Below are 14,235 nucleotides of genomic sequence, written 5' to 3' on the forward strand. Positions count from 1 at the left end.
TCGTTGGTCGAGCTTGTCGAGACCCGGGTCTCGACAAGCTCGACCAGCGACGGGCCGACCAGCGCGGGGCTCGATCAGCGGCGGACCAGACCTGCGGTCCGGTCACACCGGGAGCTGCGGCCGCTCGACCGGCTTGGTGCCGGTGATGCGGTGCACGTCGAACACGCCCTCGACCTTGCGGACCGCCGACAGGACGGTCGCGAGGTGCGCGGGCTCGGCCATCTCGAAGATGAACCGCGAGACCGCCAGCCGGTCGTCCGACGTCGAGACGAACGCCGACAGGATGTTCACGTGGTTCTCGGAGAGCACGCGGGTGACGTCGGACAGGAGCCGTGAGCGGTCGAGCGCCTCGACCTGGATCTGCACGAGGAACATCGTGTTCGCGCCCTGCGTCCACTCCACCTCGACCAGGCGCTCCGGCTGCTTGCGCAGCCCGTCCAGGTTCACGCAGTCCGTGCGGTGCACGCTGACGCCCTGGCCGCGGGTCACGAAGCCCACGATGTCGTCGCCCGGCACCGGGGTGCAGCACTTGGCGAGCTTGACCCACACGTCCGCGGACTCGGAACCCTTGAGCATGACGCCCGGGTCGCCCGACCGCACCCGCCGGGCGGTGAGGCCGCCGGGCCGGGCCGCCTCGGCGACGTCCTCCTCCGCGCCGTCCGCCCCGCCGAGCGCCTTGACCAGCTTCTCGACCACGTGTGCCGCGGAGATCTGGCCCTCGCCGACGGCCGCGTACAGGGCGGACACGTCCTGGTAGTTCATCTCGTCCGCGACCCCGACGAGGGTCTCGTGCGACATGAGGCGCTGGATGGGCAGGCCCTGCTTGCGCATGGCCTTGGCGATCGAGTCCTTGCCGGTCTCGACGGCCTCCTCGCGGCGCTCCTTGGTGAACCACTGCCGGATCTTGTTGCGTGCGCGCGGCGACTTCACGAACCCGAGCCAGTCGCGGCTCGGGCCCGCGGTCTCCGACTTGGAGGTGAGGATGTCGACGACGTCGCCGTTCTCCAGCGGGGAGTCCAGCGGCACCAGGCGGCCGTTCACGCGGGCGCCCATGGTGCGGTGGCCCACCTCGGTGTGCACGGCGTACGCGAAGTCGACGGGCGTGGCGCCGCCGGGCAGCGCCATGGCCGAGCCCTTCGGTGTGAAGACGTAGACCTCGTCGCCGCCGATCTCGAACCGCAGCGAGTCGAGGAACTCCGCCGGGTCGGCGGTCTCGCGCTGCCAGTCCACGAGCTGGCGCAGCCAGGCCATGTCCTGGTTCTTCGGGTCGTTGCCGCCCGCCGCCGGCGTCTTCTCCTTGTACTTCCAGTGCGCCGCCACGCCGTACTCGGCGCGGCGGTGCATGTCGTGCGTGCGGATCTGGATCTCCACGGGCTTGCCGCCCGGGCCGATCACCGTCGTGTGCAGCGACTGGTACATGTTGAACTTCGGCATCGCGATGTAGTCCTTGAACCGGCCGGGGACCGGGTTCCACCGCGCGTGCATGGCGCCGAGCGCCGCGTAGCAGTCGCGCACGGTGTCCACGAGGACGCGCGTGCCGACCAGGTCGTAGATCTCCGCGAAGTCGTGACCGCGCACGATCATCTTCTGGTAGATCGAGTAGTAGTGCTTCGGCCGGCCGGTCACGGTGGCCTTGATCTTCGCGCTGCGCAGGTCCGACTCGATCTGCCCGCGCACCACGCCGAGGTACTCCTCGCGGGCGGGGGCGCGCTCGGCCACGAGGTGCACGATCTCGTCGTACACCTTGGGGTACAGGGTCTGGAAGGAGAGGTCCTCCAGCTCCCACTTGATCGTGTTCATGCCCAGCCGGTGGGCCAGGGGCGCGTAGATCTCGACGGTCTCGCGCGCCTTGCGCTCCGCCGACTTGGACGGCACGTACTTCCAGGTGCGGGCGTTGTGCAGGCGGTCGGCCAGCTTGATGACCAGCACGCGGATGTCCTTGGCCATGGCCACGACCATCTTGCGCACGGTCTCGGCCTGCGCCGCGTCGCCGTACTTCACCTTGTCGAGCTTGGTCACGCCGTCCACGAGCAGCGCGACGTCGTCACCGAACTCCGTGCGCAGCGTGTCCAGCGAGTAGTCGGTGTCCTCCACCGTGTCGTGCAGCAGCGCGGCCGCGATCGTGGTGCCCTCGAAGCCGAGCTCCGCGAGGATCGTGGAGACCGCGACGGGGTGCGTGATGTACGGGTCGCCGCTCTTGCGCATCTGCCCGCGGTGGGCCTTCTCGGCCACCACGTAGGCGCGCTCGATCAGGGCGACGTCGGCCTTGGGGTGGTTGCTGCGGATCGCCTGCAGCAGCGGCTCGATCGCCGCCGGGGTGCCGCCGCCGATGCTGCGCACGCCCAGGCGCACCAGCCGGTTGCGCATCCGGTTGCCGCCCGGAGGGGTGGGCGGGTTCTTCTCGGGCACCGGAGCGCGTGACACCGTGTTCTCCGCCATGTACGCGCCTCCTTCCCCGGGATGAAACCCGGAGTCGCCAGTCTAGCCCTGGACCTCTATTCGCCGTCCGACCCGGTCATTGACCGGACGGGGTGTCCACCCGCAGGAGAGTATCGACGTTGTGGCCCTGGAGCCTGTCGCGCCCGTGAAGCGCCTCCAGCTCGATCAGGAAGGCGAGGCCGGAGACGACTCCACCGCACTGCTCCACCAGCTCTGCTGCGGCCGCCGCGGTACCGCCCGTGGCGAGAACGTCGTCGATGATGAGAACGCGCGCACCGGGGGTCAGTGTTCCCGAGCGCAGCTCGATGGCCGCGGAGCCGTACTCCAGGTCGTACGACACGCTGTGCGTGGGCGGCGGGAGCTTGCCCGCCTTGCGCAGGGGCAGGAAGCCCAGGCCGAGCGCGTGGGCCACGGGCGCGCCGAGCAGGAAGCCACGGGCCTCCATGCCGGCCACGACGTCCACGCCGTCGGCCAGCGCGAGCCGCGTGAACGCCTCCACGACGTCGGCCAGGCCCTCGGCGTCGGCCAGCAGGGGCGTGATGTCCTTGAACAGCACACCGGGTTCAGGGAAGTTCGGGACGTCCGCGATCAGGTCGCGAACGCGCGTCGCCCTCTCCGGCAGCAGGCCGGAGAGGGCGACGTCGGTCATGTCGTCTGCCACAAGGCGGAGCCTACCGGCGACGCCTCGGCTGAGCGGCCTGTCCCTGGTGGTGACCGGGGACAAGCTGGGCCGAACCGGACGCGGCGGCGGCCAGCATGCTCTCGTCCGCACCCTCGGCCACGAGACCCGCGCGCAGGTCCATGACCTTCTTGGTGTGGGCCGCGATCTTGGGCTCGCGCTCCCGCAGCGTCACGTCGAGCGGCGTCGCGAAGAAGAGCGACGACAGCGCGCCCGCGGCGATACCGACGAACAGCGACAGCGAGATGTCCTTCAGCGTGCCGGCGCCCAGCAGGAAGCCACCCACGAAGAGGATGCCCGCGACCGGCAGCAGCGCCACCACGGAGGTGTTGATGGACCGGACCAGGGTCTGGTTCACCGCGAGGTTGGCCCGCTCCGCGTACGTGCTGCGGGTCTGCTCGGTCACCGCGGCGGTGTTCTCGCGCACCTTGTCGAAGACGACCATCTTGTCGTACAGCGAGAAGCCAAGGATCGTCAGGAAGCCGATGATCGTGGACGGCGTGACCTCCCAGCCGATCACCGCGTACACGCCGGCCGAGACCAGCACGTCGGTGAGCATGGCCACGATGGCCGCGACCGACATGCGCCAGGCGCGGAAGTAGACCGCCATGAAGACCGCCGCCGCGAGCACGAACGCCACCGTGCCCCACAGGGCCCGCAGGCTCACGGACTGGCCCCAGGTCGGGCCGATGAAGTTCGAGGTCACCTCGTCGACACTGACGCCGTAGGGGTCGGCCAGCGCCTCGCCGACCCGGTCGGTCTGCTCGCTGTCGAGCTCCGAGACCTGCACGCGGACGGCGTTCGCGCCGACCTGGCTGACGTGCGGCTCCTCGCCGGGAGCGACGGTCGCGACCGCGTCGAGCGCGACGTCCTCGTCCGTGGTGGAGGTACCGGAGACGGTGAACTCGGAGCCACCGCGGAAGTCGATCCCCAGGTTCAGGCCCTGCAGGCCCAGCACCAGGATCGAGGCGACCGAGAACACCGCCACGATCGTGTACCAGAGCCTGCGCTTCTGGACGATCGGGTACGACCGACGACCGGTGTAGAGGTCGTTACCCCACTGAGCGAAGCCACCCCGCGCCATCAGCTGTTCTCCTCGTTCTGAGCCTGCTGGGTCGCCTCTGCGGACCCTGCGGCAGCCTTGCGCTCGGCGGCACGCCGCTCCGCGATCGTCATCCTGCGGCCGTCCTCGGCGGTGCGCGGCGCCGGGGTCACGGACTGCGCCGTGACGAGCTCCCGGTCGGGCTCGGCGCTGCCGAAGTCGGGGACGTCCGCCGTCGCGTCGGGCTTCCCGCCCGAGAGCCGGCCGGCGCCCCGGTACCGCGGCGTCACCTCGATGCGGTCGGCGGACAGGCCCGAGGCCCTGTGGCCGTCGCGGAAGAACGGCACCTTGGCCAGCAGCTCCATCATCGGGTGCGTGAACCAGATGACCACCATGACGTCGATGATCGTGGTCAGGCCCAGGGTGAACGCGAAGCCGCGCACACCGCCCACGGTCATGAAGTACAGGATGACGGCGGACAGCAGGTTCACGGCCTTGGCGGCGTAGATCGTGCGGCGTGCGCGGACCCAGCCGCGCTGGACCGCCAGACGCAGCGACCTGCCGTCACGTAGCTCGTCTCGGATACGTTCGAAGTACACGATGAACGAGTCCGCGGTGAAGCCGATGGCCACGATCAGACCGGCGACACCCGGCAGGGACAGGCGGTAGCCCATGCCCCAGCTCAGGAGCGCGATCACCACGTAGGTCATGGCGGCCGCGACGACCAGCGAGGCGACGGTCAGCAGGCCCAGCGCGCGGTACTGGAACAGCGAGTACACGACGACGAGCGCGAGGCCGATCAGACCCGCGATCAGGCCGCGCTGGAGCTGCTCGGAGCCGAGCGTGGCGGAGATCGTGTTCTGCCCGTCGACCTGGAAGGTCAGCGGCAGCGAGCCGAAGCTGAGCTGGTTGGCCAGCGTGGCGGCCGACTCCTGCGTGAAGGAGCCCGAGATCTGCGCCTGGCCGTTCGTGATCGCGACGTTCGTGCTCGGCGCCGAGACGACCAGGCCGTCCAGCACGATGGCGAACTGGTTGCGCGGCTGCTCCAGGTTCACCAGGCGCTCCGTGGTCTCACGGAACTCCTTGGTGCCCTGCGAGTTGAAGTCGAGGTTGACGCCCCACTCGTTGGTGACCGTCCCGTTCGCGCCCGGCATGAGGCCCGACGACGCGCTGGTCAGGTTGGTGCCGTCCACCTCGACGGGGCCCAGGATGTACTTGGCCGCGCCGGTCTGGTCGCACGTGACGAGCAGGCGGTCCGGGTTGTCCCCGCCGCCGCCCTCGAGGTTCTTGGGGTCGGTGCAGTCCAGCGCGTCGTACGCGGCCTGGACCGACGGCGTGATCTGCGCCAGGTCGGACGGGTCGGTGGCCGCCTTGATGGCCTCGTCCTGCTCGGCGAGCTCCTTCTTGGTCGGCTCGTCCGCCGCGGCGGCGTCGCCGTCGGCCGGGGCGTCCTCGCCCTTGCCGTCCGCGGACGCCGACGGGCTCGCCGAGGGCTGCGTCGTCGGGACCGGGTTGCCGATGGCCAGGACCGGGCGGAACTTCATCTGCGCGGCCTTGGAGATCAGCGCGACGGTCTCGTCGTCCACCTTGCCCGGGATCTCGACCACGATCTGGTTGTCGCCCTGGCTGGCGATCTCGGCCTCGGTCACGCCGTTGGCGTCCACCCGCTGCCGGATCACGCCGATGGCCTCTTCCATCGCCTCCGGGGTGATCTCGGAGCCGTCCGAGGTGACGGCCTTCAGGATGACCTGGGTGCCGCCCTGGAGGTCGAGGGCCAGACCGGGTGCGAGGCTCGCGCCGTCCGGATTGTCGCTCGACTTTCCGTCGAGCTGCCAACCTGCCAAGAGGGCGCCGAAGGGCAGCAGGATCGTCAGGATCGTCAGGAGCACGATCGTGCGAACCGGCCGCGAGCGCCGGGTGTCAGTCGCCAACGTCTGTCTCTTCTCGTGTGCGCGCCGGGGTACGTCCGGCGCGGGTTCGGCGCCGTCCGGGGTCACCGGACGGCGCGGCCGTCACTTGCCGTCTGCGTCGGCGTCCCGTCGCTGCTGCTCCCGGTACTCGCGCTGGGCGGTGTCGAGGCCAGACAGATCGTCGGGGACGTCGGTCGCGTCGGGGCTGATCGTACTTCCCGTTTCGCTCTTTGCTGTGACGTCGGCCTCATCTGCCGTGTTGTCGGTGTCCGCGTCGTCGGCGACGGGCTCCTCGACCTGCTTGGAGATGGCGGCACGGAGCCAGGTGGTCTGGCTGCCGGGGACGGACTCGATGGTCACCTGGTCGTTCGCGTCGTCCACGTCGACGACGGTCCCGATCATCCCGGAGGCGGTCATGACCTTGGCCCCGACCGTGAGGTTGTTCCGGAACTCCGCTGCCGCGCGCTGCTGCTTGCGGGTGCGGGAGGACATGAAGAACATCGCCACGAGGAGGATCGCGACGAGAATGAGCATTTCCACGGTGAGGTCCCTGTTCGATTGCTGTGTCGGATGTGCTGCGCACGTTCGTGGCGCACGACGAGGATCCCAACCAGTGTAGTGCTCGGGCGCGGATCCCCGGGCTGCCCGCAGTAGGGGCGCCACAAGGACAACGTCAGGGGTCGAGCAAAGTTCCCGGGCCGGTGGTTCCGGTCGTGGCGCCGGGTGTCTGCGGGGGCGGCGTGAGGCCCAGGTGCTCCCAGGCGGCGAGGGTCGCGACGCGGCCGCGCGGGGTGCGCCCGACCAGCCCCTCGCGCACAAGGTAGGGCTCGGCGACGGTCTCGACGGTCTCGGCCTCCTCGCCCACGGTCATCGCGAGCGTGGACAGGCCCACCGGCCCGCCGCCGAACCGGGTGCACAGGGCGGTGAGCACGGCGCGGTCGAGGCGGTCGAGGCCGATGAGGTCGACCTCGTAGACCTCCAGGGCCGCCCGCGCGGCGTTCAGGTCGAGCCGGCCGTCGCCGCGCACCTGGGCCCAGTCGCGCACGCGGCGCAGCAGCCGGTTCGCGATGCGGGGCGTGCCGCGCGAGCGGCCGGCGATCTCGTGCGCGGCGGCGTGGTCGAGGTGCACGCCGAGCAGGCCGGCGGAGCGCAGGATGACCCGCTCCAGCTCCTGGGGCGAGTAGTAGTCCATGTGCCCGGTGAACCCGAAGCGGTCGCGCAGCGGGGCGGGCAGCAGGCCGGAGCGCGTGGTGGCGCCGACCACGGTGAACCGCGGCAGCGCGAGCGGGATCGCGGACGCGCCGGCGCCCTTGCCGACCACGACGTCGACCCGGAAGTCCTCCATGGCGACGTAGAGCAGCTCTTCGGCGGGGCGCGCCAGGCGGTGGATCTCGTCGATGAACAGCACGTCGCCCTCCTCCAGGGAGGACAGGACGGCGGCGAGGTCGCCCGCGTGCTGGATGGCGGGTCCGCTGGTCAGGCGCAGGTGCGACTCGAGCTCGCCCGCGATGATCATGGCCAGGGTCGTCTTGCCGAGGCCGGGCGGACCGGACAGGAGCACGTGGTCGGGCGGGTTGCCGCGCGCCATCGCGGCCTGCAGTACCAGGGAGAGCTGGTCGCGCACCACGCGCTGGCCCACGAAGTCGTCGAGCCGCTTGGGGCGCAGCGCGGCCTCGGCGGCCCGCTCGATCTCGTCGGCGCTCGGGGCGACGATCCGCCCGCCGCCCTCCGTCTCGGTCGAGACGTCAGCCACGGTGGCCTCCCAGCACGCGCAGGGCCGCGCGCAGCGTCGAGGCGACCTCGTCGGCCGCCACGGCGTCGGCGCCCGCCTCGGCGAGCACCTTCGCCACGGCGTCGTCGGCCTGCTTGGCGGGCCAGCCCAGGCCCGCGAGGGCCTCCACGACCCGCTCGGAGTGGTCGGTGGCGCCCGCCGCGGCGCTGGGCGCGGGCTCCGCCACGCCGGTGCCGGACGGCGGCCCGAGGCGGTCGCCCAGCTCCAGCACGATGCGCTGGGCGCCCTTGCGGCCGATGCCGGGCACGCGGGTCAGCGCGGCGAGGTCCTCGCCGGCGACGGCGCGGCGCAGGGCGTCCGGGGTGTGCACCGCGAGCATCGCGAGCGCCAGGCGCGGCCCGACGCCGGAGACGGTCTGCACCACCTCGAACACGTCCCGCTCGTCGGGGTCGCCGAACCCGTACAGGGTCATCGAGTCCTCGCGGACCACCATGCTCGTGGCGACGCCGGCGGTCTCGCCGACGCGCAGCGCGGCCAGGGTGGCGGGCGTGGCGTGCACCAGGTAGCCGACGCCGCCGACGTCGACCACCGCGCGGTCCAGGCTCACATGTGCCACGGTCCCCGTCAGCGAGGCGATCACGGGCTCCCCCTCCAATCGAACGTTCGTGCGAGGAGCCTAACAAGCGCGGGGGGTCCTCCGGGGAGGCACGCCGTCAGCGGCGGGGGCGCTGCCTGGCGGCCTGCTCGGCCGCGGCCCACGCGCGCTGTGCGGGCGTGAGCTCGTGCCGGTCGCCGCCCTGCAGGGCCCCGGCGGGGCGCCAGAGGTGGCAGACGGCGAGCGCGAGGGCGTCGGCGGCGTCGGCGGGCCGCGGCGCCTCGTCGAGGTCGAGGATGCGGGTGATCATCGTCGTCACCTGCGCCTTGTCGGCGCGACCCGAACCGGTCACGGCCGCCTTGACCTCCGACGGGGTGTGCAGCGCGACGGGCACGCCGCGACGGGCCGCGGCCACCATGGCCAGGCCCGCCGCCTGGGCGGTCCCCATCACCGTGCCGACGTTGTGCTGCGCGAAGACCCGCTCGACCGCGACGACGTCCGGCACGTGCTCGTCGAGCCAGCGGTCCAGACCCTCGGCGATCTTCAGCAGGCGCAGGTCCGTGGACAGGTCCACGTCGGAGCGGATCACCCCGACCGCGACCATCCTGGCCCGCCGTCCGGGCAGCGAGTCGACGACGCCGACGCCACACCTGGTCAGACCGGGATCAACACCGAGAACGCGCACGAAGAAACCCTCTCACGTGCGGGTTCCTTCCCTGCGCGGACACGGCCGGGGGTGGGTGCTACTCCTCCTCGTCGAGCGCCGCCATGACCTCGTCGCTGGCGTCGAAGTTGGCGTAGACGTTCTGCACGTCGTCGCTGTCCTCGAGCGCGTCGATGAGGCGCATGATCTTGCGGGCACCCTCGACGTCCACCTCGACCTGCATGGAGGGGTGGAAGATCACGTCGGCCGAGTCGTACTCGATGCCGGCCTCCTGGATGGCCGTACGTACGGACACCAGGTCGGTCGCCTCGGTGAGAACCTCGATGACCTCGCCCTGGTCGGTGACGTCCTCGGCGCCGGCGTCGAGCGCGGCGAGCATGACCTCGTCCTCGCCCACCCCGTCGGCCTTCGGCACCACGATCAGGCCCTTGCGGGAGAACAGGTACGACACCGAGCCCGGGTCGGCGAGGTTGCCGCCGTTGCGGGAGAACGCCAGGCGCACCTCGGAGGCCGCGCGGTTCTTGTTGTCGGTGAGGCACTCGACCAGGACGGCGATGCCGTTCGTGCCGTAGCCCTCGTACATGATCGTCTGGTAGTCGACGGCGTCGGCGCCCTCGCCGGAACCGCGCTTCAGCGCGCGGTCGATGTTGTCGTTCGGGACCGACGACTTCTTCGCCTTCTGGACCGCGTCGAACAGCGTCGGGTTACCGGCGAGGTCGCCGCCGCCCGTCCGCGCCGCGACCTCGATGTTCTTGATCAGCTTCGCGAAGAGCTTGCCGCGCTTGGCGTCGATCGCGGCCTTCTTGTGCTTGGTCGTGGCCCACTTGGAGTGACCTGACATGCCTCTACCTGACTCCTTGCATTTCGATGGCTCTTATCAATGGCTGACGAACGGCGAGGGGATCCCGCTCAGCCGCCCGCGACCATGCTGACGAACAGCCCGTGCACACGCGCGTCCCCCGTGATCTCGGGGTGGAAGGCGGTGGCGAGCAGCGACCCCTGCCGTGCTGCGACAATCCTACCGGCGGCCGCCACAGGACGGCCTTGCGTATCCACAGCCGGGATGCGGGACAGCACCTCGACCTCGGGCCCGGCCTCCTCGATCCAGGGGGCGCGGATGAACGCGGTGCGCACCGGTCCGCCCGCGCCGACGTCGGAGATGCCCGCGAAGTCGAGGTCGGTCTCGAACGAGTCGACCTGCCGCCCGAACGCGTTGCGCCGCACGACGACGTCCATGCCGCCGACGGTCTGCTGGTCGGCGGTCCCGTCCAGGATCCGGTCGGCGAGCAGGATCATCCCCGCGCACGAGCCGTACACCGGCAGGCCCTCCTTGATCCGGGCCTGCAGCAGATCGCGCAGCTCGAAGATGCGCAGCAGCTTGTCGATCGTCGTCGACTCGCCGCCGGGCAGCACGAGCCCGTCGACCGCGGCCAGCTCCCCCGGACGGCGCACGGTCACGCCGTGCGCGCCGACGGACTCGAGGGCGGCCAGGTGCTCGCGGACGTCTCCCTGCAGGGCCAGGACGCCGATGGTCGGGTTGCTCACAACCGTCCATCTTACGGCGGCGACCAGCAGACCTGGGACGTCGCAGGTGCCGCCTACGCGGGAGACCGCGGCGGAAGCAAGTCCTGGGACCGGTCGGGCCGCCTCTCTACGGCATCAGGTCGGCCCAGTCGGCCGGGAACCCCATGTCGGCGAGCGTGACCACACCGTCCGACGGGAAGTCGGAGAGCAGGCTCACCAGCCCGGCCTTCCAGACGCCATCCATCGAGACCTTCTCCATCAGGAAGCACAGCACCATCAACGCCGGATAAAGACGAGCGCGATCGCGGTGCTCGAGCCCCGCGAGGTGGTTGAGCTCCTTGATCCCATGCAGCGCTGACACACGCACGGTGTCCGTGAAGTGACGGTTCCAGAGCCGCGCGTGGTGGGCACACGTGTTCCGGGCGATGTTCAACGTTCTGAGCCAGTTGGCAAGGACCGCCCCGTCACCGGCCCCCGCCCGGTCGACGACGTCGAGCCCGCGAGCGATCTCGTCGCGGTCAGGTCGCTTGAGCCCCTGGAAGAGCATCGAGAGGGCGCCGAAGTCCACGACTTCCAAGGCCGCCCAGATCGGCAGGTCGCCACCGTACTTGCGGCCGTAGTGCGCCACGTACTCCTCGGACGAACGGGCCTGGTGGGCGCGAAGCTTGGCCACCCAGCTCGTGTGCCGCGACGGCCGGCCCTGGGCGGACGAGGAGAAGCGCGCCTCGAGATGCCGGGGATCGAGGTGCGCGAACGGCCCGCGACGGCCCAGGGCATCGGTCACCCTCACCCGGATGGCGACCTCGACCCGCTCCACGGCGTCCATGGTCAGGAGCTTGAGCCGGCGATCGAACTCGTACACCCGCAGCACCTGGTTCAGGTTCGTGCCCGCGCCGACGCCAGCGGTGCGCACAGGACGGCCGTGGAGGGACGAGGCGGCCAGGTCGATGACGCGGTAGGGATACCAGTAGCCGCTGAGACGGTGATAGCCGATCTGGCCCAGGGCGACCACGCACGACGCATCGCCGAGCCGCATGCCGCGTCGTCTCAGCAAGGCTTCCTGCTGAACGATCGACAGGTGTGGCTTCAAGTACCGGGACATGGCGTTTCCTCGAGATTGCGGCCGTTGAGACCCTGAGCAGTCGCAGGACGCAGAAGGTCCCGCTCGCTGGCCTCTCGAGGATAAGAGCACCTCCGCGATTCCTCTAGGCGAGAGCGTGATGCCGAGAACGCGGAAAGAATGAAGACCGGCCCGTGATCGCTGGGCGATCAGAGGGGCCGGTCGTGTTAAGCCAACTCTACGGGCGGGTCGGACGCGACGCAACGCGCGTACCGCCGGCCCGACGGGCTCAGTCGTCGAACTGCTCGCCCAGGTGCCGCACCTGGCCGTCCCAGCCGGCCACGAGGTGGTCGACGACGTCCGGCAGCTCAGGCGGGAAGACTTCCAGCGGCTGCGCGCGCAGCTGTGCCGCCGTCAGCCAGCCCGTCTCGTCGAGCAGCTCGCGTTCGGCGTCGGTCCAGCCGTCGGCCGTCACCTCGACGGCGTCCGGGATGCGCGCGAGGTAGAACACCTCGTACTGCCGGCACGTCTCGGCGTAGAAGTCGAAGATGCCCGTCCGCGTGAGCACCGGCCCCACCAGGGCCCCGGAGGGCAGGTCGATGCCCACCTCCTCGCGGGTCTCCCGCAGCGCCGCCTGCTCCGCCGTCTCCCCCGCGTCGATGCCCCCGCCCACCGTGAACCACCAGGACCGTTCCGGCTGGTTGACGTCGTGCCCGCGCATCACGAGCACCCGGCCGGCGTCGTCCATCAGGATGACCCGCGCCGCCGAGCGCTCGCGAACGCCGTCCGGCCCCGGCACCCAGTCGTCCCCCAGGGAGGTGGTGCCGGGCCCGACCTCGGGCGGCGCGGCGGGCCGGTGCTGGTCGGCGGTCTCCGGCGGGAACCCGGTCATGCAGCCTCCTGGTGCTGGGCGTTCGGGACAGTCGGCCCGGTCCGCCGCGGCGGACGGGCCGGTGCCCACAAACTACCTCCCGCCTCCGTGCGGCGGATGGCACCCACACAGGGCCGGCTGAACCCCGCCCGGCGGATTCGCCGTCACCGGGAGCCCTTGGTACGGAGCCCGCGCCGCCGCGCCAGGAAGTCTGCCCGGAGATCGATCGCGACGCCGAGCGACTCCTCGAACGAGGCCGCCATCTCGGGGCTGGGCGCGACCGGCGGACTACCACCGAGGTGCACGATCGCCGGCCGAGACGTACTCCGCCGTCTCATGGTCGACACACCCGTCGGGCCCCGCGACGAACAGCCGCATGGCCGGAATCGCATCCGGTCCGATGACGAGGACGCTGACGGTCGTCAACGCGTCCACGGAATGTCGGTTGGCCGTGTTCCACGCCTCGAGAACCGGCTCGCGCACCTCATCGGCGGGTAGGGCGAGCGCGAACCACGCGCCCATCGTCATCTCCCGCCAGCCCCCACCTCGCAGCATCAGTCCCACCTGCTTGGACGTGACAGTGCTGCCAGCCCTGACCAGCTTGCGGCGGAACCGGCGCGCAGCACGAGGATCGACCTCGGTCGGCCCTTCGACCAGGTACATCTTGAGGTAGAACGGCCGGACCAGCCGCCTGAACAGGCGGAGCTGCTCGCTGCTGTAGCCCGGGGGTTCCGTCCCCGGGCCGGACTCGAAGGCATTCATGATCCGGGTCCGGCGAGCCGGGCACAGGCTCGGCGGCCCGGCATCACAACCCCAGCGCGACGTCGAGCGCCCGCTCCGCGGCACACGGATGGTCGGGGACGACCCCGACGCCCTCCCAGTTGGTGCCGGTGACGGCGTGCACCGATCGCGCGATCGGCACGTGGAGCTGCAGGTGGGCGGTGAGGTCGAACGCCTCGCGAGGATGAGCCCCGCCCACCGTCGTCTCGCCGACGACGACCGCCCGGCCGAGCGCCTGCAGGTCGTAGGCGAGCTCCTCGCCGCCGCTGAACGTCCGGCTGCTCGTGAGGATGACGACCGGCACGTCCGGCAGCCGCGGCGCGACCTCCGGCGTGGTGGACGACGGCTGGACGGTTCCGTCCCGGTGCACGAGGTCCAGGAGATGCACCGGCTCGTCGCCGAGCAGGTGGCTCACCAGCAGCGCCACGGACTCGGGCACGCCGCCCACGCAGCCGCGCAGGTCCACCACCAGACGACGCACGCCCTGCAGCAGCGTGAACGCCGCCGACGCGGCAGGACCGACGTATTCCGGCGGCAGGATCAGCGGGCCGATCGTCAGCAGGCCGACGTTGCCGTCGAGGCGGCGCACCTCGCTGATCGCCGGCCCGCTCTCCCGGGCCAGGGTGGCGAAGTACGCGCGCACCTCGTCCTCGTCCTGCTCGGGCGGTACGCCCTCCGGGTAGTGCCGGACCCGCAGGTGCCGGTCGCCGTTGACCGACTGCAGCGCGGTCGTGGCGGCCGCGGCGAACGCCGGCTCGTCGGCCGCGTCGGCGCTGAGCCCGTCCAGCGCGTCGGCGATGCCGGCCGCCACGTCGGGAAAGACATAGTGGGTGCGGACGAGGTCCTGGACCTGGGCGATCAGCATGCGCGCAGTCAACCGAAGCGTCTGACCGAGCGTCAACGGGGTTTCCGCAGGTCCCGTGGCCACCGGGACCTCGG

At 71.1% G+C, this 14,235-nt stretch carries 14 protein-coding genes; all 14 read right to left on the reverse strand.

The features are described 5' to 3' along the window. Nucleotides 1–102 precede the first annotated feature (102 nt). On the reverse strand, nt 103–2,439 hold the full coding sequence (locus tag ACZ7LE_RS11780) for a RelA/SpoT family protein (RefSeq protein WP_470403467.1): 2,337 nt from the start codon (nt 2,437–2,439) through the stop codon (nt 103–105). Between the two features lie 76 nt (nt 2,440–2,515). Further along, the gene (locus tag ACZ7LE_RS11785; RefSeq protein ID WP_470404542.1) at nt 2,516–3,088 is read right to left on the reverse strand and encodes an adenine phosphoribosyltransferase; all 573 of its coding nucleotides are present in this window, start codon (nt 3,086–3,088) and stop codon (nt 2,516–2,518) included. 22 nt (nt 3,089–3,110) lie between these two features. Continuing rightward, the gene (gene secF, locus ACZ7LE_RS11790) at nt 3,111–4,202 is read right to left on the reverse strand and encodes a protein translocase subunit SecF (RefSeq protein WP_470403468.1); all 1,092 of its coding nucleotides are present in this window, start codon (nt 4,200–4,202) and stop codon (nt 3,111–3,113) included. Then, a complete protein-coding gene (gene secD, locus ACZ7LE_RS11795; RefSeq protein ID WP_470403469.1) occupies nt 4,202–6,091 on the reverse strand; it encodes a protein translocase subunit SecD in 1,890 nt (629 codons plus the stop codon). The genes secF and secD overlap by 1 nt, the downstream gene beginning before the upstream one ends. 81 nt (nt 6,092–6,172) lie before the next feature. Beyond that, a complete protein-coding gene (yajC, locus tag ACZ7LE_RS11800) occupies nt 6,173–6,604 on the reverse strand; it encodes a preprotein translocase subunit YajC (RefSeq protein WP_470404543.1) in 432 nt (143 codons plus the stop codon). Nucleotides 6,605–6,743: 139 nt separating this feature from the next. After that, on the reverse strand, nt 6,744–7,823 hold the full coding sequence (gene ruvB, locus ACZ7LE_RS11805; RefSeq protein WP_470403470.1) for a Holliday junction branch migration DNA helicase RuvB: 1,080 nt from the start codon (nt 7,821–7,823) through the stop codon (nt 6,744–6,746). Further along, the gene (gene ruvA / locus ACZ7LE_RS11810; RefSeq protein WP_470403471.1) at nt 7,816–8,442 is read right to left on the reverse strand and encodes a Holliday junction branch migration protein RuvA; all 627 of its coding nucleotides are present in this window, start codon (nt 8,440–8,442) and stop codon (nt 7,816–7,818) included. The genes ruvB and ruvA overlap by 8 nt, the downstream gene beginning before the upstream one ends. Nucleotides 8,443–8,515: 73 nt before the next feature. Further along, entirely contained in the window at nt 8,516–9,082 is a 567-nt protein-coding gene (ruvC, locus tag ACZ7LE_RS11815; RefSeq protein WP_470403472.1) for a crossover junction endodeoxyribonuclease RuvC, read from the reverse strand. A 58-nt stretch (nt 9,083–9,140) separates the two neighbouring features. Next, a complete protein-coding gene (locus tag ACZ7LE_RS11820; RefSeq protein ID WP_036963114.1) occupies nt 9,141–9,902 on the reverse strand; it encodes a YebC/PmpR family DNA-binding transcriptional regulator in 762 nt (253 codons plus the stop codon). Nucleotides 9,903–9,970: 68 nt separating this feature from the next. Next, entirely contained in the window at nt 9,971–10,606 is a 636-nt protein-coding gene (gene pdxT, locus ACZ7LE_RS11825; RefSeq protein ID WP_470403473.1) for a pyridoxal 5'-phosphate synthase glutaminase subunit PdxT, read from the reverse strand. A gap of 106 nt (nt 10,607–10,712) precedes the next feature. Further along, a complete protein-coding gene (locus tag ACZ7LE_RS11830; protein WP_470403474.1) occupies nt 10,713–11,687 on the reverse strand; it encodes an Abi family protein in 975 nt (324 codons plus the stop codon). Between the two features lie 247 nt (nt 11,688–11,934). Beyond that, nucleotides 11,935–12,537 (reverse strand): NUDIX hydrolase, encoded by a 603-nt coding sequence (locus ACZ7LE_RS11835; protein ID WP_470403475.1) that lies wholly within the window; start codon nt 12,535–12,537, stop codon nt 11,935–11,937. A 267-nt stretch (nt 12,538–12,804) separates the two neighbouring features. Further along, complete coding sequence (locus ACZ7LE_RS11840) at nt 12,805–13,278, reverse strand: DUF6000 family protein (protein ID WP_470403476.1); 474 nt, start codon at nt 13,276–13,278, stop codon at nt 12,805–12,807. Between the two features lie 43 nt (nt 13,279–13,321). Beyond that, nucleotides 13,322–14,224, reverse strand: a complete 903-nt coding sequence (locus ACZ7LE_RS11845) for a S41 family peptidase (protein WP_470403477.1) — start codon at nt 14,222–14,224, stop codon at nt 13,322–13,324. Nucleotides 14,225–14,235 lie beyond the last annotated feature (11 nt).

The organism is Promicromonospora sp. NPDC110617, assembly GCF_055598465.1.